The sequence below is a fragment of the Sphingobium quisquiliarum P25 genome, assembly GCF_000445065.1.
GTDB classification, from domain to species: domain Bacteria; phylum Pseudomonadota; class Alphaproteobacteria; order Sphingomonadales; family Sphingomonadaceae; genus Sphingobium; species Sphingobium quisquiliarum.
In genome coordinates this window covers 1-18,382 of the sequence record NZ_ATHO01000145.1, presented here as the reverse complement: position 1 = coordinate 18,382, position 18,382 = coordinate 1, and the positions used below count along the sequence as shown (strand labels likewise).

Sequence of the window (18,382 nt, the reverse complement as noted above, 5' to 3'; positions counted from 1 at the left end):
CTCCAACGCCTCGCCTGGAAAGAGCACCGCCCTCGTCAGGCATTCCCCCCGGTCATGTGCCGCGCGGCGACATAGCCGAAGGTCAGGGCTGGTCCCAGCGTGACACCCGCGCCCGGATAGCTTTCCCCCATAGCCGACGCGGCATTGTTGCCGACCGCATAGAGGCCGGGGATCGCCTTTCCTTCGCCGTCCACCACCTGTCCCCTGGCGTTGGTCATCAGCCCGCCATTGGTGCCGATGTCCCCCGGATAGATCGGCATTGCGTAGAAAGGGCCTTTGTCCAGCGGACGCAGGCAGGGGTTGGGCTGGTGCCGGAAGTCGCCGTACATCTTGTCATAAGCGGCCTCGCCCCGGTGGAATTCCGGGTCCTCGCCCTTGGCCGCCCCCGCGTTGAACCGGCTGACCGCCGCCGACAGCCGCGCCGGATCGACGCCGATCCTGCCCGCCAGTTCCTCGATCGAGCGGCCCTTCTTCAGGATGGAACGCACGCCCTTGCCATGCATCGCCGTGGGCATCAGCGGATAAAGCGGACCCATCGGGAACTTGTGCCGGTATTCATGGTCGAAGATCATCCAGCACGGATCGGCGTCGCCATGTTCGGCCTGACGGCGGGCCATTTGCTGGCCGACGACATGGTAGGACGCGGCTTCGTTGAGGAAACGCTCCCCGCTCTGGTTCACCATGATGCAGCCCGGCAAGGCGCGTTCGACGGTGCATAGCCGTCCGCGATCCTCGCCCGGCACGTAGAAGACTGGCGCGGCCCAGGCCGACTGCATGTTCATCGTGCCAGCGCCGATGGCTTCGCCCGCGACGATGCTGTCGCCGGTGTTGCTGGTCACGCCGCCCGAATAGCGCGCCGCCGGATAGAGCGGCGCGTTGTCCGCGCGCATGGCTTGGTTCTTGTCGAAACCGCCCGCCGCCAGCACAATGCCCTTGCGCGCCCGGATGCGGTAGGGCTTGCCGCCCTTTTCGACGACAGCGCCCGTTACTGCGTCGCCTTCGCGCACCAGTTCCTTGAGCGGCGTTTCCAGCCATAGCGGCACGCCCTTGCAATTGAGCGCCATCCGCAAACCGCCAGCCAGGGCGTTGCCCAGCGTTAAGCGCCGATCCTTGCGCGATGTCAGGCGGAACGGCAGGTCCAACCAGTATTTGGCCATGTTCCTGACCAGATTCTTCATCCAGCCCTTTTGCCGGTACAGCAGCTCATAGGTTTCGCTGAAATGCCAATTCAGATAGCCGAACAGGCTGGCGGCGGGCGATGCGAACCGCAGCGTGCGGATGTCCGCGCCCAGAGCCTTTCCGTCCAGAGGGGATGGAAGATGGGTGCGGAAGCCCTTCGCCGATCCACCCGGATTTTCCGCATGATAGTCGGGATAGGGAAAGGCCATATATTGGACCGGCGTGTTCGCCATCAGCCAGCGCAGCATGGGCGCGGCATTGTCAACATAAGCACGGATATTGTCGTCCGGCACATTATCCGCCGACAATTTGCGCAGATAGGTAAAGGCGTCGTCCAGATTGTCCTCGAAACCCGCCTGCTTGGCGACATCGCTGCCAGGTATCCAGATGCCGCCGCCCGAAGTCGCCGAGGTGCCGCCCCACTTGTCCGCCTTTTCCACGACCAGCACGTCGGCGCGATTGTCCGCGCCCACCAGCGCCGCCATCAAGCCCCCCGCCCCGGACCCGATCACCAGGATATCGACTTCCTTGTCCCAATCGCTCATGCTGCCCGCCCGCACATAGAAAAGCTCTTATATAGTACGGGAGCAGGCCCACGGCCAAACGCCGGAATAACCCCTATATCTCCCGCAAAATCCACGCAGACGTCGCCTCATCTTGCCATAAAGTCAACATACGCGTAGGAATTTGTTTTATCAGATACGACATTCAAGGAATGAGGATATGCCCGGTTTAAGGGGAAAGGCCGCTCTTATCACTGGCGCGGGTCAGGGTATCGGGCAGGGAATAGCCCTTGCGCTGGCGAGCGAAGGGGTCGACCTGCTGCTTGCCGGGCGCACGCTGCAAAAGGTGGAGGAGACCGCACGGCTTGCCGCCAGCCGTGGCGTGCGCGCCATTCCTGCCGCATGTGATGTCAAATCCTCCACTGATCTTGCCGCGGCGGTGGACAGCGCCGTGGCAGAATTTGGCGGCATCGACATATTGGTCAACAATGCGCAGGAAGTGCCGCTGGGGCCGATCGATCAGGTCACCGACGAAGCCTTTACCGCCGGTTTCGAATCAGGCCCGCTCGCATCCTTCCGCCTGATGAAGCTGGTGCATCCGCACATGGCGAAACGGGGCGGCGGCACCATCTTCAACTTCGCCTCGTCGGCGGGCATCCGCTGGGACATGAGCAACTATGCCTGTTATGGCGCGATCAAGCAGGCGACGCGGGCATTGACGCGGGGAGCGGCGGCTGAATGGGGCCGCGACAATATCCGTGTCCTCACCATCGCCCCCCATGCGGAATCGCCGGGGCTAAAGGCGTGGATCGAACATAATCCCGATGAAGCGGAAGCTTTTTTCCGAACCATTCCGCTGGGGCGGGTAGGCCGTCTGGAAGAGGATATCGGCCGCGCGATCGTCGCGCTTTGCGGGCCGGACCTCGGCTATCTGACGGGCGCAACCATTCCGCTGGACGGCGGCCAGGCCAATTTTGACTGACATGATGATCTGCTGGAGAGAATATTTATGGAAAAGCTGATCTGCGCCCTGTGGGCGCCGCAAGGCGAGAGCCGGGCTGACTTCGGCGCGCACCTGCTGGCGGAACTGCCGGACGCCCTCAAGGCAGCGGGCGCGAGCGGCATCCGCCTTAACATCCGCGACGCTACTGTCGAGCCAGCCGCGCCGCTCGTCCAGCAATGGCAGCAGCCGCAGCAGGACGCAGTGGTGCAATTCTGGCTGCCGTCGGCCAACGCCATCTTCCGGGAACGGATCGACGCCGCGCTCGCCGCGGTGAGCGGCCGGTTCGAAGCATGGCTGACCGCCGAATCCACCATCATCCCCAATAAGGAGCATCCGCCCCATGCCGGGGAACGCACCTGGGGCTGGTCGCAGGCGAGCTTCATTTCCTTCCGCCCCGACATGACCCGGGAAGCGGCGGTGGCGCACTGGCACAGCCATCACACGCGCGTGGCGATCGATACCCAGGCCAACTTCGAATATGTCCAGAATATCGTCGTCCGCCCGCTGACCAGCGGCGCGCCGCTTTACGGGGCCTTCGTCGAGGAATGCTTCCCGCTGGAGGCGATGACCGATTCCCCTGCCTTTTTCGACGCGGTGGGGGATGAGGAGAAGTTCGCGAAGAACACGAAGGACATGGCCGACAGTTGCGCCGGGTTCATCGACTTCTCGCGGATCGACATCATTCCGACCAGCCAGTTCGACTTCGCCCATCTGGACAAGGCCTGAAGGGCCGCAGCGGGCGGGGGACCTGACCCCCCGCCCGCCTGTCGCGTCAGGGAATGATCTCGCGCCCTTCGCCGAAGATCAGCGATGCTTCCTTGCTGTCCATCGGCCCCTTGAAGCCGCGCCAACCCAGCGCTTCGCGCGCCTCCGCCGGTTGCAGGTGCAGGATGGTTTCGAATTTCGCGGCGAACAGCATGTCCGACTGCTGGCCGACTTCATATCCATAGCTCAGATTCCGCCACAGCGTAGGCCATGCTCCCGGATAATGAAGCATGGTCCGCGTCATCCACGGAAACATGATGAGCGTATTGGTCGTCATCAGCGCTCCCGCCAGTTCGGGGCCCAGATGACGGAAGGCATTGCCGGTCACGACGCCGGTGATGAAATATTCGGCGACTGATCCGAAGCCGATCTCGCCCAATATATGGTAGCAGTCATGGGTCTGCCCCATGCGCAGGTTCCAATAATCGAACGTGTTGGCGGGCTTCCAGTCAGGATCGCTCAGCAGCCGGGAGTTAAGTTCCGGCGACAGGTCGAACTCGTCCATATATTCGAACAATTGCCGTCCCACAGATCCTGCGGGATAGCCGCGCAGGTCCTCCTTGCCATAGGTCGATACGAAGGCTTCGCTGAGCCACTGGTCGAAGGCGGGGTTGCGGCGGCGTTCTTCCGCCGCCAAGCGTTCGATATGATCGATGTCGCTGACCTCATCCACCGCCTGCATCAGCGTGGGCAGCCCATAGAGCAGCGGATAATCATGGCCGTTGCGGCGCAGGCTTTCGGTGGAGACCCATTCCCTCACCCGCGCATCGTTGAGCCAGGGCGACGAACTCACCAGCACGCTGCTGTCCGTCCGCACCTTGCGGCGGCCGTTGAGGTAGAAGACGGGGCTGCCTGAGGTGACGTCCTCGTTCGCCGCGCCGGTGTCCAGGCTTTCGGGCTGTGGTTTCATGCTGCAACTCCGGTATCCGGTTGGAATGAAGCGGGCGTGGCGCCGTCGAAGCGGGCGAGCATCCGCTGGATATGCACGGCACGGCCAAAATCCGGCGCGACCGGGCCGTCCGTGCGGATCGCTTCGCCCAGTCCGGTGTATAAACTAGCGATTGAACTCAATGCCTCGCGCGATGCGAAGGAGCCGGGATAGGCGACATAGCGATCGGGGGCCGGAGGGATGGCGGCGCAGTCGAGCGCGGGATCGATGGCGATGGGTTCAAGCGGGCCGCCCCTGCTAGCGCCATGCAATAGCAGCGCTTCTATGCCGGGCACAGCGGGGTCGCGGGTGGAGAGCGTCAGCATGCCCTCGCTCCCCTCGATCCGCCACAGGCACCCCATGCCGGTCATCGACACGCCCGCAAGATCAAGGTTGAACAGCGCCCCGTTCGACAGGGCGCCATGGAATTGCAGATGATCGAACGCATCGCGGGCGACCGGCGCGCCGGTTTCGTCCACCGGCGGCAGATGGATCGCGCCGCGCATCGCGACATCCGCGATCCCGCCGCCATAATGATCCACCGCATCGAGCAGATGGCCGCCATAGATGGACAGCAGCGTCGTTCCCCCGTCCCGCGTCGCCATCGCCCGCATGACCGGGCCGAACATGCGCGCATGCAGCGACAGGCTGTAAAGCTGCCCCACATAGCCGTCCGCGATCAGCCGCGCGGCCTGCCGCAACGCGGGCGAGCCATGCAGGTGCAGGCCGATCATCGCCTTCACCCCGCGCGCGGCGGCCAGCGCCGCCAGCTCCTCCGCCTGATCCACGGTGAGGGCGAGCGGCCATTCGCAATAGACATGCTTGCCCGCGGAAAGCGCCGCACGCGCGATGGCATAATGGTGCGGCACCTTCACACAGATGGCGACGAGATCAATGTCCTGATGTCCGCATAATTCTTCATGATCGATGGTCCAGAGCGGCGCGCCAAACTGTTCCGAAGCGCGGCGGGCGCTTTCCTCCCGCGTGGTGCACACGCCATGCAGGCGGAAGCCGGGCAGATGATCGATCACCCGGCGGTGGACGCCCGATCCCCAGCCAAAGTCCGGGTTCGCACCGACCATCCCCACGCGGATCATATTTGCCTCTCCAGCCTTGTTTCCCAGACCATACTGCGAGTCTAGTTTACTGTCCAGAGCGGCCTTCGTTCCAGAGGTCCAGCATGTCGGACGAGATGATATCCAGGCAGATGTCCGCGTCCGCACCCTGCATTTCGCCCCGCGCAATCCCGGCGCAAACGCCAGCGGCCTGGTTGAACAGCAGGCGGACGCGCATCCTTTGCCGCCGCGCGTCGTCCCCCTCCCCGGCCGCGCGGGCGAAGGCGGGATCGCCGGACTTGGCCACCAGATCGATCAGCGCCTCGGTGTCCTTGAGGATGCGCGCGCGGAACCCGCTTTCGAACAGTTGCAATTGCGCGATCAGCGGCGTCACGTAGCGATGTTCCAGATGCATGCCGACAAAGTCCGTCAGCCATTGGCGGACCGCGCCTTTCCCCTGCCGCAACTGACCGGGCAGGCGCGCGAACAGGGCAGCGGTTTCGGGCGCGATCTCATCATAGATGGCGCAGGCAAGTTCCAGCTTCGACGCGAAATAGGAGTAGAAGGTCGCGCGGCTGACCCCCGCCGCCCGGATGATGTCGTCTATCTTCGCATCGGCATAGGAAGCGTCGGCAAATATCCGCCGCGCCGCCACCAGGATCGCGGCGCGGGTCGCGATGCGCCTGCGTTCCAGATAGGCGGCCCGGCCCGGCGCAAGCGCTGCGGGAGGCTGCATCATCCTGTCACTCCCCTGCTGCGGCATATGGCGTACGGTCCCGGAAAAATGCGGTCAGAGCAGGCTGGTGAAGCCGTCGAGGAAGATGGAGGCGGCGCGTTCCGCATAGCGCCGCCGGTCAGTGGCCGATACGACCCGTTCCGCGCCAAGCAGGCGATTGCCGCGCGTGGCGAGCACCAGCAATTGCCGCGCGAGCCATTCCCGGTCCCCGCCCGCATTCACCGGCGCAAGCCAGCGCAGCAGCGCATCCACCCATGGCGCGCGCAACAGGGTGAAGACCGCCCGGCCTGTTTCGGGATCGCGGCGGGACTGGCTGATCGCTGCCCTGTGCAGCCGGATCGAGGGCAGGGACGCAAGAGCGGCGATCGCCTTGTCCAGAAATGCCTCCAGCGCGCCCCTGTCCATCAGCCCTTCCGGCAGAGGAGGAGGCGCCGCGATCGCCGCCATCCGCCGCGCATGCTGGCGCAGGGCGGCCGCGAACAGCCCGGCCTTGCTGCCGAAATGCCGGTAGAGCGTTCCCCGGCCCACCCGCGCCTCGGCCCCGATCACATCCAGATTCGCGCCTTCAAAGCCCTGTTCCAGAAAATGGCGCGCCGCCACGTCCAGCAAGGTGCGGATATGATCGGGCGGGCCGGAGAGGCTGTCAGGACGCGCGGCCTCGTTTGCCGCAGCCCCAGCTTCAGCCCCAGACCCAGCCTCGCCGATCCACGGGCCGATCCCCTGGGAAAAGAGCAGCGCCGCCTGTCCCGCCATCCTGTCCCGCTCGGCCGCCGCCGGTGGCGGGAAGCCCATCAGCATCGCCGGGCCTTCCACCGCCAGCGACCCGAAATCCAGCGCCAGCTCCAGCGGCACATGCCGCCCCAAGCCCTGCTGCCGCGCATATTCCTCCAGCGCCAGCCGCACCGGCTCCATCCGCGTCCATTGCTGGTCGTGCAGCAGGGAAGCGAAGTCCGGCATGCGCTGCGCCACGCTGGTGGCGACCCACAGTACGCTGAACATGCCCTGATCGACCGTCGCGTCGATGATGGTGCGGGCAAGACCCGCCAGTTCTATGCGCGGGTGGGCCGCCGCCTGATGCACCGCTTGCGCGCGGGCGGTGAATTCCGCGCCCGCCGCCTCCAGCGCGGCGCGGAACAGCGCCTCCTTGTCGGCGAAATGGCGGTAGATGGTTTCCTTGCTGACCCCGCCCGCGCGCGCAATCGCATCGATGCTGACCGCATCGAAGCCGCGCGCCACGAACTCGGCCCGCGCGACAGCCAGCAGATGGCGCACGCGTTGGGACGGGGGCTCTCCCTCCGTCCCGGCCTCTTCGGTAATCGCGCGCTGATGCTGCCCCATGGGACCGCTATATCAGCTTGGGCGCGGCTTGCACCCCCCTCCCCCTTTCATGCCAGCCTTGACGCCTGCCGAACGGTTCGATACCGTTCGGGAAAGACAGAGGAGAGGCTATGCCGGGAGACGCGTGGGAAGAACGGCCGATCGAACCGTTCGGCATGGAGATCGGCATCCGCCTGGACGCGCCGCTGCCCGATGGCTTTGAACAGCGCATGCTGACGCTGTTCGACGAACATAAGCTGCTGCTGTTCCGCGACCAGCAGCTTGGCGAGGATCAGCAAGTCCGCATCCTATCGCTGTTCGGCAAGGTGCTGGGATCGACCGGCGAATATCGCCAGATTTCCAGCGACGGCAATCTGGGGTCGGGGCCGCTGACCTGGCACAGCGACCTTGCCTTTACGGAGGACCCGTTCAAGATTCTGTCGCTGCATGCGGTGGAGGTGAATGACGGGCAAAGCTGGACCGCCTTCGCCAACGGCGTGGAGGCAGCGAAGCGCCTGCCGCAAGACCTGGCCGAAGCGATCGAGGGACGCGATGCCGTGACGGCGCTGGCGCTCATCCAGTCGCACCGCACCGTCGAATATGACGTGCCCGATTTCGTGCCGCAGCAGACGCGCCCGGTGGTGATCGCGCATCCGCGCACCGGCGAACCCACGCTCTACATCAGCGACATGCAGACCGCCCGGATCGACGGCCTGCCGCGCAAGGACAGCGACGCCTTGCTGGCCGCATTGTTCGACGAGCTTTATGCCGGGGACCGCATCTATCGCCACCATTGGAACAATGGCGACTTGCTGATCTGGGACAATATCGCGCTCCAGCATTCGCGTTGCGACCTGACCGGCATGACGCCGCGGCGGCTCCAGCGGGTGTGCGTCGCCAACAAGAGCTTCTTTGAACTGCTGCCTCAATTCAAGCTGGACGATCCGCGCATCGCCGCATGGGGATCGGCAGGCAAGAAGCTGGAACTCAACTGACGGAGGATGGCGATGACGGAGCTTCCCTATCTGATGCGCGGCGTCATGCCGGTGGGCACCGACAGCAGCGTGCTGGTGTCGTCATCCAAATATCTGAACAATCCGCGCCTGCGCGAATGGCTGGCGATGATCTGCCTGCGCAAGAATGGCGCGGACATACCACCCCAGGCGGAGATGTACGAATTCCTGCCGATACTGGATTCGCTTCGCGACTTCGACGCGGTGGAGGAGATGTTCACGCAGGAACGCAAGGTCAATCCGCAACTGGACGCATGGTTCGAAGAAGGCTTCATTTCCAGTTACAAGATCGAGGATTTCAAGGATTATGCGCCGGGGTCGCTGGGCGGCATATTCTACGCGCAGATGACGTCCGGCAATTACGAGATCCAGATCACGCCGTGGACGCAGCCGCAGACACAATTGCAATTCTATAATCTGCGGTCAGGCCAGACCCATGATTTCGAACATATATTGTGCGGCGGCGGGTTCAACTTCATGGGTGAGCTGGTTCCCTACTGGTATCGGCTGACCAATGTGCCGCGCTTCATCAAGAACCCTGAACTGGCGGCGGAACTGAACCTGATCCAGCTATTCGGATCGCTGCGCTACACGGTGCGGACCATGCTGCATTACCCGCATGTGTGGCCGACCTGCGTGAATGCGATCCAGCGCGGAATGCGGGTGGGGCAGGAAAGCGACGCCCTGTTCATGAAGAAGCTGGAACCGGCCTTCCACCTGCCGCTGGAAGAAGCGCGGGCGGCGCTGGGCGTGCGCGGCGCGGTGGACGTCAATACCGATCGCGAAGGGGCCTATTGGGCCGGGCGTGCGCCGCTGGAGCCTGCTCTGGAGCCTGCGTGACGGGTTGATGGGTTCGCGCAGAGGCGCAGAGGGCGCGGAGAGGGATGCTTGTCGGCGGAGGCGGCGCGATTGACGCTTTCCTTCCGCTTGAAAGGAGAAAAGCGCCTTCAGCGGGATGCTTGATCTCTTTTCTGCGTCCTCTGCGCCTCTGCGCGAACAGCGAAGGGGCGGCCAAGCTCCCCCTCGCCTCCTTCAGGCAGCCGTTGGTTCGCCCGACGCCAGGACGGTGAGCGACCCGTCCTCGTTGATCTGCTCGGTCAGGATGGATGTGACGCGGCTGACGCTCTCGGCGATCCACCAGCGGCCATCCTCGCGGCAATAGATATCGTCATATTCGACGCCCAGCCGCGTGACATGACGCGGACCGGTCAGGATCGTGCGGAAGTTGAGCGACCACAGGCCCCGCGCTTCGTCCGGCCCCGTCAGGCTGATGTCCCAGTTGGTGGCGTGGTGAATATCATAGACGCCGCCATTGCAGGCCATGCTCTCATAGGTCGCGACAAAGGCGTCGCGGCCGGTGAACACGGGAAAGCCCTGATAGGCGATCCGCACGCCGCGCGGCAGGAAACAGTCGCGCACGGCCTCAGGCTGTTTCAGGTCGCAGGCGCGCAGATAGCGCGATTTCAGCAGCCTTATCTCTTCCTTGTCCTCCAGCGCCTGCAAGCGGGCCGCCAGATCTTCGATGCTATGGGCCATGCCCTCTCCTTCAATTCTCGTCATACAGGGCGGCTTGCGGCAGCCGCCCCGGCAATCCTCATTCTATTCCCATTCGACCACGGACAGGACGTGGTTGGCATAGCCGGGGAACACATAATCGAATTCCAGGATCATGGTTTCGCCCAGCAGGCCGCTCGACAGGATGTCGGTTTCCAAAAAGGCCTGCACGCCGTTCTTGCCATAGGCGAAGCGGGTCGCATCCTTGTAGATGGGGGACGCATCCAGCCGCGCATCCACATCCGGGTTGCCCGGCAGCGCGCGGTTGTAGACCAGCTTCAACCGCCCCTTCATTTCAGGGTCGCTGCGGTTCGCCTCCTCCAGCGCCATGAAGACATTTTCCAGATCCTCTAGGCTTTCGAACAGCGTGCCATAGTGGAATCCATATTCGGGATCATGGTCCATCCTTTCGCGCATCGCGGTCACGGCGGGATGTTCCTGATCGGTGCCGACGTTGAGGGCGCCGTGGATCGCGTTCATCAGGTCGCGCTGCGCCTCGGGCACGCACGACAGATAGACGATGCCGTCGCCGCGCGGATGATGCTGCTGATCCACGACGAAGCGGTAGAAGTGCGTGCCGTCGGGCAGCGGCAGGTCCTGCGTCTGGATATAGCCCAGCATGCTAAGCAGGCGCGCGGCGAGCGGGCCTTCCTCCGGCTTCTTATAGTGCAGGGCCATGTGACCCATCGACCTTGCGCCCGTCAGCGCTTCCGATTTCAATGCCGTCGCCATTTACCGTCTCCTGTTCGCCATTCCCGCATGCTGCGTTCTCTGCCCGCGGCCGGACCGCGCGTATAGCTGCTTCCCTTTGCCAACGCCATGCATTGGCATTTTGATCTTGATCGCAGCGTTACGCGTAGCTTGTAGCAACAGGCTTCACGCAAAGCAAAGATGACGGGCGGGCGGAGGCAGAAAGAATATCACGCCCGCGCCGCCCGCCCGCAGCGGGTCAGACGCCGAAGCCGCCCGCGACCGACAGAGTCTGGCCGGTCACGTAATTGGCGTCGTTCGATGCCAGGAACACGGCGGCCTTGCCGATATCCTCCGCCTTGCCCCAGCGTTTGATCGGGAGCATCTTCTTGACCTCGCGCTCCCAATTCTCGTCGAAATAGCCTTCTTCCTGGCCGACCTTGAACTGGCCTGCGTCGATCACGCCGACCAGGATGGAGTTGGCGCGGATTTCATGGACGCCTTCCTCTTTGGCAATGCCCTTCACCAGCGATTCGTTGCACGCCTTGGGCGCGACGGACAGGCCGTCGAGATGCGGCCACCAGTCATGCCCGGCCGAACCCAGATGCACGAAGGAGCCGCCCCCTTTCGCGCGGAAATGGGGAATGGCGATGCGCGCCGCATAATAGAAGCCAAATGCTTCGATCTCCATGGAGGCGCGGAACTGTTCCAGCGTCCAGTCGGCGATGTTCACCTGCGCCACGATCGGGCCGGCGCCCCACACGATGCTGTGCACGCGGCCATGCGCTTCCACCGCGCCGCCAAACGCGGCTTCGATTTCCTCATAGCTGCGCGCATCGGCCTGGTGGATGCTTGCCTTGCGGCCCAGGGCGCGGATTTCCTCCGCCGCCGCTTGCGCCACATGCTCCTTGGACCGGTAGAAGATCGCGACGTCCGTCCCCGCCCTGGCGAATTGCAGCGCCACGCCCTTGCCGATCCCGCCGCTGCCGCCGAAAACCGCGACCGCGCCTTCTGGAAATTGTCTGTCCATAGTCATCCTTCTCTCTTCGAATTTCCTGCGCGTCACTCGGCAGCGTCGGCGAGGCCGGGCGCGCCCGCCATGCCGCTGGTGTGGTGCACGCCATCGACGCGCGACTGGATTTCCCGCGCCTTGTCACGCGGATTGTAGAATTGGCGATACCAGGCCCGGCTGCGGTGAAAGGGGCCATCGGTGGGCAGGCGCAATATGCTGATCGCCGGGCCCTTGGTGCGCCAGATGGCGAAATCCTGCGAGAAAGCGCCCAACCCGGCGGCATGATATTGGCTGCGCAGTTCCACATCCTCCGCCGATGGCGGCGTGTTCCGCGCCCGCGTCAATATGCCGTGCCAGACCTGCGTCACGCCATCTTCCTTGGGCGTGTGGCAGATGATCTGCACCGCGTCCGTCTCGCCCGAATAGCGCGCGATCAATATGCCGGGGCCCGTATAGAAGGCGTCGACATCCAGCACGCCTTCCTCGCTGGTCATGGTTTCATGGCCGCCGCCCGACAATTGCCGTCCCACCACCCCTTCGAACACGGAGTCGAAATAGGCGAGCTTCTGCCCATGGATGGGGCCGAAGTGGCGCGTGTCCACGAGATTGTCGAGTATCTCCTGCGGATGGACCGGCAAGGTGCCAAGGTCATCATATTCGCCGGTTATCCATTGCGGGTCCGACCATTCGGGCAGAGCGGGCAGGTCATAGTCCGGCTCTCCCTCTTCGGGATCGTGCCAGGCGAAGACGCAACCGAACGCCTCCTGCACCGGGTAGGAACGCAGCCGGGCGGCGGCCGGGATAGGGCCGTCAAAATAGGGGATATGGTCGCAGCGCCCGTCAGGCCCGAAGCGCCAGCTATGATAGGGGCAGCGGATCGAATCCCCTTCCACCCTCTGCGCCGCCGCGCCCGATGTCTGTTCCGCCGCCAGATGCGCCTGCATGTGCGGGCAATAAGCGTCGAGCAGGACGATGCGTCCCGACGCCCCGCGATAGATCACCAGTTCGCGCCCCAGCATCCGCAATGCCGCTGGAGCAGCCGTCACCTCGCCGCTGCGCGCGACCATGAACCAGCCGCGCGGAAAGGTGAATTCGCCGAGCCTGTAGTCAGCCGTCGTCGCCATATATCCTCTCCCGCCGTGGCAGCCGTGCCGCCATATGCGCAGGGTGGCGGCGAGACATGGCGCGTGCAACCGGATTGTGATTGATGCTATCTTGTGATGATAGATAACTATCGCACCAAGATAGGAGAGTGCAAAATGGCGACGACGCGACGGCCGGGGGCCGCTACCATCCTTTCCGAACTGAGGCGCGAATTGAAGGCGCGGGGCGTGCGGGCCGGACAACTGGCACAGGAGCTGAAGGTGGCGGAACCCACGGTGTGGCGGTGGCTGCGCGGCGACGGGCTGACGCTGGACCGGCTGGACGAGATGTGCGCGATAGCGGGCGTCGACCTGCGCGATCTTGCCGCGCGTAGCGGCGAAGAGGGGGAGGAGAGTTTCACGCTGGCGCAGGAACGGATACTCGCCGCCGACCGGGGTCTGGCGCTCGTCTTCTTCGCGATCCTGCACGGCGCGCAGCCTGCCGAGATCGAACGGGAGCTGGGCCTGCCGCGCAGCCGCCTCCACGCGCATTTCGAGCGGCTGGCGCGGCTGGGCCTGATCGACCTAGCCCCGCGCGGACGGGTGCGGCCCAAGGTGAAGCGGTCCGTGCGCTGGCGGCGCGGAGGGCCGCTGTCCGCCGCCTTCGAACGGACGGTGAAACCGCTGTTCATGTCGATGGACTTCGGGTCCGCCGATGCCCTCTATGTTTCCGACATGGTGGTGATGAGCAAGGCCGGGCAGGCGCGTGTGCACGCCCTGTTCGAAGCGCTGCGGGACGACATCCATATGATCGCGGAGCAGGAAAAGGCGGCCCGGCTGGACGATCGGGAATGGAGCGGCGTGCTGATGATGGTGCGCCCGTTCGACATGGAGGAAACCACGGCGGAGTTGCGGGCCTGACGCCCGCGCCGCGCAGAAGATTGGAAAAGGAGAGGTTGTGGCAAGTTTCCCGGAAGGATGCGCCCTGCTGTTCGGCGGCAGCGGCGGCATCGGCAGCGGCATTTCAAATGTGTTCGCGGGCGGCGGCAGTGACATCGCCATCGTCTATCGCGGCAATCAGGCGCGCGCGGAGCAGGTCGCGCAGGCCGGACGTGACCTGGGGCGCAGGACAAGCATCCACCGCGCCGATGTGAGCGACGCGCGGCAGGTGCAGGCGGTGGTGGCCGACGCGGTCGCCGCGCATGGCCGGGTGCATACGGTGGTCTGGGCGGCGGGGCCGCTGGTCAACCAGCGCTATCTCGCCTCCACCCCGATGGAGGAGTGGCGGCACGCCTTCGATGTCGAAGTGCACGGCTTCTTCGCCGCCGCGCAGGCCGTCATCCCCCATATGCGCGAGCAGGGCGGCGGCAGTTTCGTCACGCTGGGATCGGCCGGGCATGACTGGTGGCCGCAGCGCGACGGCATGTCCGTCGCGGTCAAGGCATCGAACGAGCAACTGGTGAAGGGCATCGCCAAGGAAGAAGGGCGCTATGGCATCCGCGCCAATTCCGTGCTGGTCGGCGTGATCGACGCGGGGCAATTGCATGAACTGACGCGTCTTGGCCAGATCGATAAGCGCTGGGTCCAGAACACGCACCGGCTGCTCTGCCTGAAACGCTGGGGCACGGCGGAGGAGATCGGCCATGCCTGCCTTTTCCTCGCGTCGAACGAAGCCGCCTATGTCACCGGCCAGCGCATTTCCGTTTCGGGCGGGTTCGGCGTCTGACGATGCCATAATCCGGCAACAATCATGCGTGACTTTCTACGCATCATGATTATCAATGCCGCAGATAAGAATGTTTTGCGTACAACCAAGGGATGAGGATCAATGGCCTATACATTGCAGCAGCTTTCCGATTTCGAGGATATCCGCACGCTCAAGCACCGCTATTTTCGCGGCATCGACACGGCGGACATGGCGCTTCTCGGCACGCTTTTCACCGATGACGTGACCGTCGATTATCGCGGCGGCACCTATCGCGTCAGCCTGTCTGGACGTGAGAACATGCTGGAGTTTCTCGCCAACAGCTTCCATTCGGGCGCGGTCGCCATGCATCATGGCCATATGCCCGAAATCACCCTGACCGGCGAGGATGAGGCCGAGGGCATCTGGTATCTGGAGGACATCTTCATCGACGTGGAGCATAGTTCTCACACGATCGGTTCGGCCATTTACCGCGACGTCTATCGCCGTGAGGGCGGCCAATGGCTGATCGCGCGGACGGAATATGACCGCGTCATCGAACTGATCAGGCCGCTCAGCCCGGAGGCGCGCGTCACTTCGCATCACCTCGCCACAGCGGGCCGCAAGCCGCATGAGCGCGCCGACATCAGCCATTTGATCCAATGGACCGCATGAACGCGCCGCCACAGGGCCATCACTGATGCACGGATGCAACGGGCGCAGCATTTTCGCTGCGCCCTGATGAAGCGGGAGGCCACCCGCATTATAATGGCCGCCAGAAATATAATGTCGTTGGGGGAAGATCATGCGCCATCATCTGCTTTCCATCGTTTCGCTCGTCGCGCTCGCCGCGCCGGGCGCTGCCCTGGGCCAGGTCAGCAATCCTGGCCTTTCCGAAGGAGAGATGGGCAGCGACATCGTCGTCACCGCCCGCCGCCGGGAGGAACGGTTGCAGGATGTGCCGATCGCGGTGACGGCCGTTGACTCCGCCGCGCTCGACAGCCGGGGCCTCGACAATGTGACGCAGATCGGCCAGATCGCGCCCAATATCCAGTTCACGCCGGGCCAGGGCGGCAATAGCGGCGGCATCGCGCCCTTCATTCGCGGCGTGGGTGAGAACGACTTCATCATCACCTCCGACCCCGCCGTGGGCGTCTATATGGACGGCGTCTATGTCGCCCGCACCTTCGGCGCGACCACCGAGCTTCTGGGCATCGACCGGATCGAAGTGCTGCGCGGGCCGCAGGGGACGCTGTTCGGCAAGAACACGGTGGGCGGCGCGATCAACATCGTGTCGGCCATTCCGGGGCAGCAGCAGCGGATCGAAGCCGACCTGCGATACGGCTCCTTCAACACCGTGCGCGGGCGCGTCTATGCCGAAATGCCCTTGTCGGGCGACTGGTCGCTGGGCGTCGCGGCGCTGGGCGAGTTCGGCGAAGGCTGGCAGAAGGTGCCCTCTGGCGAGAATCTCGGCAACCGCAACGTGGTGGCGGGAAAGCTGTCTCTGCACAAATCGGGGCCGCTTGACATATTGCTGATGGTGGACGGGCTGCACCGGCGGCAGCACAGCGCGCCGCACAGCATGATCGCCTTTACGCCGACGCTGCTGTCCACCCTGCAATCGACCCTGATCGGGCCTTGCTGCACAGTGCCGGGCGACATCGACCGCACCGACACCACCCCTTCGCTCAGCAAGGACAATACCGACGCGATCAACGCGGCGCTGACGCTGACGGCGGACCTTGGCGGCGCGACGCTCAAGTCGATCACCGCCTATCGCTATGTCGATGCGCTGTTCGGGCGCGATGGCGATGCGTCGTCGCAGGTCAATTATGCGGGCGACATTCACGACGAAAATGCGCAGCAGATCAGCCAGGAGTTTCAGCTTGCGCTCGACCTTGGCGGTCGCGGATCGCTGTTGCTGGGCGCCTTCGCCTATCAGGAGATCGCGCGCGACAATACGCGGCTGGTTGTGGCGGACGGCCTCTATGATGCGCTGGTCGCCGCCGGGCTGGACCCGCTGGACCTTGGCATTCCCGGCGTCGATCCGATCCCGGCGGTGGCGCTGGACCTCAACATCGACTTCCGCAACCGGCAGAAGACCCGCAATCTCGCCTTGTTCGCGAACGGCAATTATGAGCTGACCGACAAGCTGTCGGTGGAACTGGGCGCGCGCTACACATGGGAGCGCAAGAACTTTTCCCAGGCGGCGATCCGCATCTATTCGCGCCAGCCGCTGCTGGCGGGCACGCGGTCCTACTCCCAGGAAAAGAGCTGGGACGCCTTCACGCCCCGCGCGTCGCTGTCCTACAAGTTCAGGCCCGATTTCCTGGCCTATGCCTCCTATTCGCGCGGGTTCCGGTCGGGCGGGTTCAACGGCCGCCCGACGTCGCTGGAGGAAGTCGGCTCCTACGATCCTGAACATCTGACGTCCTATGAAGCAGGGCTCAAGATGGGATTCGGCCGCATCGCCACCATCAACTTCGCCATATTCCGCAATGAATATCGCGACCAGCAGATTCTGATTTCGACGCTCAGTCCTTCAAGCGGGCTGATCGTGGTCCGCAACGAAAATGCGGGCCGCTCGCGTATCCAGGGCATCGAACTGGAAGGCACCTTCCGGGTATCGCCGCAATTCACCTTCACCGGCGCGCTGGGCCTGCTCGACGCCAAGTATAAGGAATATGTGTCGGTCATCAACGGCGTGCCGACCGATGTCAGCTCCCGCAAGCTCAAGCAGGCGCCCGACATCACCGCCAATGCCAGCGCCATCTATCAGACGCCGCTGATCGATAGGCTGGAAGGCATTTTCCGCGTGGACGCCGCCTATAAGAGCGCCGTGTTCGTGGATACCGAAAACACGCCGCTTCTGCGCCAGCCCGATCATGCGATCATCAATGCCAGCGCTGAGTTCCGTCTGACGGGCAGCGGCTTTTCGATCCGGGCCGGGGTGGACAATCTGACGGACAAGCGGATCATCACGGCGGGTTACGACGCCTCGACCAGCTTCGGCTTTACCGAGGCCTATTATAATCCTCCGCGCCGGTACAGCATCACGCTGGCCTATCGCCACTGACGCGGGACGCCTGGGGAGCGGGCTGCCGGGATCGGCGGAAGGGACGCAAATCCCTTTGCCGCCGTCCGCTGAAAGCCTCTATGACATGAACATGCATGATCCGGCCGCTCCCCTGCCCCCCGTCGCGCTGCTGGAGGCGCTCTATGGCGGGCTGACGCAAGAGCCGCCGTGGGAAGGCTTCCTGCGCGCGCTGGCGGAGGCGGCGGAGGCGACCTTCGCCACGCTGCTGGTCGCGACAGGCCCTGCGGGGATCGAGGCGCATGTGACCCCCGATGTCCATCCCGACAAGGCGGGGGAATATCAGCGCCTGTCCGATGCCGATCCCTTCGTCGGCCTGCCGGAAGGACAGGTGGTCGCTTTCCAGGATTTCGTCCGCCATGTGCCGCCCCGTTTCCGCGAATGGCTGGACAAGTCGGGCGGCGGGCAGATTCTGGGCGTCGACCTGCAAGCTCCATCGGGCGCTTCGGTGCGGTTGCGGGTCACGCGCGACCAGAGCCGCCCCGACTTTGACGATGCGCAGACCAGCCTGATCGCCAGCCTGATCCCGCACCTGCGGATCGCGCTGGACCTGCATGCACGGCTGACATCCACCCAGGCGGAGCGGCAGGTGTTCAGCAGCGCGATGGAAGGGCTGGCGGTCGCGACGCTGATCCTGGCGCGGGACGGCCGCATCCTGCGCCGCAATGCGGTGGCGCAGCGCCTGCTGGAGGATGGCCGCTTCATCCGGGAGGAGCATGGGCGGCTGGTCCCCACCATGGGCGCGGCGAGCGCCAGCCTTGCCCGGC

General features: G+C 64.4%; 17 protein-coding genes and 1 pseudogene. 9 read left to right on the top strand and 9 right to left on the bottom strand.

All coding sequences use genetic code 11. From position 1 onward, the window contains the following. Window positions 1-35: 35 nt before the first annotated feature. Window positions 36-1,724 carry an FAD-binding protein gene (locus L288_RS37715; protein ID WP_021239324.1) on the bottom strand — a complete coding sequence of 563 codons (1,689 nt, stop codon included), beginning with the start codon at window positions 1,722-1,724 and terminating at the stop codon, window positions 36-38. Window positions 1,725-1,902: 178 nt separating this feature from the next. Here L288_RS37715 and L288_RS37710 point away from each other — a divergent pair, with 178 nt between their 5' ends. Together L288_RS37710 and hsh3 are read left to right on the top strand one after the other, a co-directional pair. Continuing rightward, window positions 1,903-2,664 (top strand): SDR family NAD(P)-dependent oxidoreductase, encoded by a 762-nt coding sequence (locus L288_RS37710; protein ID WP_021239323.1) that lies wholly within the window; start codon window positions 1,903-1,905, stop codon window positions 2,662-2,664. Window positions 2,665-2,691: 27 nt separating this feature from the next. Then, window positions 2,692-3,411 (top strand): 7-beta-hydroxysteroid dehydratase Hsh3, encoded by a 720-nt coding sequence (gene hsh3, locus L288_RS37705; protein WP_021239322.1) that lies wholly within the window; start codon window positions 2,692-2,694, stop codon window positions 3,409-3,411. Window positions 3,412-3,457: 46 nt separating this feature from the next. Here the strand turns inward: hsh3 and L288_RS37700 are convergent, their stop codons facing one another. Genes L288_RS37700 through L288_RS42080 form a run of 4 tightly spaced genes read right to left on the bottom strand, consistent with a single transcriptional unit; the run spans window position 3,458 to window position 7,507 of the window. After that, a complete protein-coding gene (locus L288_RS37700) occupies window positions 3,458-4,360 on the bottom strand; it encodes a hypothetical protein (protein ID WP_021239321.1) in 903 nt (300 codons plus the stop codon). After that, complete coding sequence (locus L288_RS37695) at window positions 4,357-5,475, bottom strand: Gfo/Idh/MocA family protein (protein ID WP_021239320.1); 1,119 nt, start codon at window positions 5,473-5,475, stop codon at window positions 4,357-4,359. The genes L288_RS37700 and L288_RS37695 overlap by 4 nt, the downstream gene beginning before the upstream one ends. 46 nt (window positions 5,476-5,521) lie before the next feature. After that, entirely contained in the window at window positions 5,522-6,172 is a 651-nt protein-coding gene (locus L288_RS37690) for a TetR/AcrR family transcriptional regulator (RefSeq protein ID WP_031304699.1), read from the bottom strand. A 51-nt stretch (window positions 6,173-6,223) separates the two neighbouring features. Next, entirely contained in the window at window positions 6,224-7,507 is a 1,284-nt protein-coding gene (locus L288_RS42080; protein ID WP_021239318.1) for a TetR/AcrR family transcriptional regulator, read from the bottom strand. A gap of 110 nt (window positions 7,508-7,617) precedes the next feature. Here L288_RS42080 and L288_RS42075 point away from each other — a divergent pair, with 110 nt between their 5' ends. Next, window positions 7,618-8,481: a TauD/TfdA dioxygenase family protein gene (locus tag L288_RS42075; protein WP_021239317.1), complete on the top strand. Its 864-nt coding sequence runs from the start codon at window positions 7,618-7,620 to the stop codon at window positions 8,479-8,481. A 12-nt stretch (window positions 8,482-8,493) separates the two neighbouring features. After that, complete coding sequence (locus L288_RS37675) at window positions 8,494-9,339, top strand: hypothetical protein (protein ID WP_030539865.1); 846 nt, start codon at window positions 8,494-8,496, stop codon at window positions 9,337-9,339. 192 nt (window positions 9,340-9,531) lie between these two features. Here the strand turns inward: L288_RS37675 and L288_RS37670 are convergent, their stop codons facing one another. The 4 genes from L288_RS37670 to L288_RS37655 all read right to left on the bottom strand — a co-directional run bounded on the left by L288_RS37670 (window position 9,532) and on the right by L288_RS37655 (window position 12,879). After that, on the bottom strand, window positions 9,532-10,035 hold the full coding sequence (locus L288_RS37670; RefSeq protein WP_021239315.1) for a nuclear transport factor 2 family protein: 504 nt from the start codon (window positions 10,033-10,035) through the stop codon (window positions 9,532-9,534). A gap of 63 nt (window positions 10,036-10,098) precedes the next feature. Further along, window positions 10,099-10,785, bottom strand: coding sequence for a hypothetical protein (locus L288_RS37665; protein WP_021239314.1), 687 nt, complete (start codon window positions 10,783-10,785; stop codon window positions 10,099-10,101). Window positions 10,786-11,002: 217 nt separating this feature from the next. Beyond that, entirely contained in the window at window positions 11,003-11,773 is a 771-nt protein-coding gene (locus tag L288_RS37660; RefSeq protein ID WP_021239313.1) for an SDR family NAD(P)-dependent oxidoreductase, read from the bottom strand. Between the two features lie 32 nt (window positions 11,774-11,805). Next, window positions 11,806-12,879 (bottom strand): Rieske 2Fe-2S domain-containing protein, encoded by a 1,074-nt coding sequence (locus tag L288_RS37655; protein WP_021239312.1) that lies wholly within the window; start codon window positions 12,877-12,879, stop codon window positions 11,806-11,808. Between the two features lie 135 nt (window positions 12,880-13,014). Between L288_RS37655 and L288_RS37650 the strand changes: the two genes are divergently transcribed. The 5 genes and pseudogenes from L288_RS37650 to L288_RS37630 form a co-directional block, all read left to right on the top strand. Further along, window positions 13,015-13,758 carry a helix-turn-helix domain-containing protein gene (locus L288_RS37650; RefSeq protein WP_021239311.1) on the top strand — a complete coding sequence of 248 codons (744 nt, stop codon included), beginning with the start codon at window positions 13,015-13,017 and terminating at the stop codon, window positions 13,756-13,758. 37 nt (window positions 13,759-13,795) lie between these two features. After that, window positions 13,796-14,563 carry an SDR family NAD(P)-dependent oxidoreductase gene (locus tag L288_RS37645; RefSeq protein ID WP_021239310.1) on the top strand — a complete coding sequence of 256 codons (768 nt, stop codon included), beginning with the start codon at window positions 13,796-13,798 and terminating at the stop codon, window positions 14,561-14,563. A 102-nt stretch (window positions 14,564-14,665) separates the two neighbouring features. After that, window positions 14,666-15,196, top strand: a complete 531-nt coding sequence (locus L288_RS37640) for a nuclear transport factor 2 family protein (RefSeq protein WP_021239309.1) — start codon at window positions 14,666-14,668, stop codon at window positions 15,194-15,196. 130 nt (window positions 15,197-15,326) lie between these two features. Beyond that, window positions 15,327-17,597, top strand: coding sequence for a TonB-dependent receptor (locus L288_RS37635; protein ID WP_021239308.1), 2,271 nt, complete (start codon window positions 15,327-15,329; stop codon window positions 17,595-17,597). Window positions 17,598-17,682: 85 nt separating this feature from the next. Continuing rightward, a pseudogene (locus tag L288_RS37630) lies at window positions 17,683-18,382 on the top strand (LuxR family transcriptional regulator); the annotation flags it as partial.